The organism is Klenkia sesuvii, from assembly GCF_037083825.1.
GTDB lineage: Bacteria > Actinomycetota > Actinomycetes > Mycobacteriales > Geodermatophilaceae > Klenkia > Klenkia sesuvii.
In genome coordinates this window covers 1-1375 of sequence record NZ_JBAPLU010000051.1, presented here as the reverse complement: position 1 = coordinate 1375, position 1375 = coordinate 1, and the positions used below count along the sequence as shown (strand labels likewise).

The following is a 1375-nucleotide window of genomic DNA, read 5'->3' as shown; positions in this document are numbered from 1 at the left end:
CCCAGCGTCGGGCCTGTTCGTGGCCGGGGTGTCCGGTGAGGGCGAGGGTCTGCATCCAGGCGGTGAGGTCGCAGGCCAGCGCCACGATCGCGCACCAGATCTGGTTCTGGGCGAAGTCGTGCAATGGCAGGTTGGTCAGCCCGGTGTCCTTGGCGCAGCGGATCCGGTCCTCGGCCCGGGCCCGGCGGCGGTGCCGCAGCTCCAGGTCGGCCAGTTGCCCTTTCCTGGTATTGGTGGCGAACGCGGTGATCCGCAGCCCGTCGAGGTCGGTGATGCGCAGCTGCGCGCCAGGGTGCGGGCGTTCTTTGCGCACGATCACCCGCATCCCGGCCGGCCACGAGGACAGGTTGAACAGGTCGGTGACCTCGGCGACCCAGGCCCCGGCACGGAGCTGGCCCTCGGCGTCGTAGGCCGGCTCCCACACATCGTCGGGGATCGCGGCGAGCTTGGCCTGGATGCTGGTCAGGTCGCCGGGGAGGGTGAAGCCGACGGAGTAGGACAGCCGGCGGCGGGTCAGCCAGGCCAGTAGCTCGTGGGTGCCGCCGGCCCCGTCGATGCGCACCAGCACGCGCTTGCCGCGGGTGGGTCCGCCGGGCAGCTGCGCCAGCGCTGCGGTGATGACCTTCTTGTGGTCGACCACGGTGTTGGAGCCGGCGTTGCCGCGGCGGAGCACGAAGGCCAACGGCTCCCCGGTTCCGGCCTGGCCGTGGTCGACGAACGCCCACAGCGGGTGGAAACCGAACCCGCGCTTGAACGTCGGCGCCGCGGCTTCCTTCTCGCTGTGCGCCGACACCAAGGTGGCGTCGACGTCGATCACCACCGGCGCCGAGGAGTCCGCGGCGTGATCGGGGGCGTTCTCCCCGGCCAGCGCCCACGCCTGGGCGCGAGCCGCGGCCCGGGCTGTGTTGATCGCGGTCAGCGCCGCGGATGCGTCGGCGGCGAGGGCGTCGATGCAGCGCGAGACCGTCGGGTCCGACGCCACACGCCCGAACACCTCCGGTGCCGCGCGCAGCTGAGCGATGTCGGCCAGGCAGTCCCCACCGATCGCCAGGCTGACCGCCAGGTCCAGCACGATCTTGGCCGGGTCGTGGACCGCCAGCGGCCGCCGCCACGGCGCCAGCGCCTGCGACAGCCCGGCCGGCAGACCGACAGCCTGCGCGGTGCGCAGCAGCAGCGTCGCCCCGGCGTTCGGTACGACGCTGGACCCGCCGCCATCCACTGTGAGGACCGGGTACGGCCCAGTAGTCTTCTTCACCAGAAAGGTGCTCCGGTTCCTGCGTTGATCAAGACCTAGACAATCTCGATCCTCGCAGGTCAGGAGCACCTTTCCTACGTCCGGAGCGGAACGATCACGGACCGGCGTGAAAGCCCCGGG

At 71.6% G+C, this 1375-nt stretch carries 1 protein-coding gene; it reads right to left on the bottom strand.

The features are described 5' to 3' along the window. A partial coding sequence (locus tag TEK04_RS21155) for an IS1380 family transposase (RefSeq protein WP_336406349.1) occupies positions 1–1255 on the bottom strand: 1255 nt, incomplete at its 3' end. Positions 1256–1375: the final 120 nt, after the last annotated feature.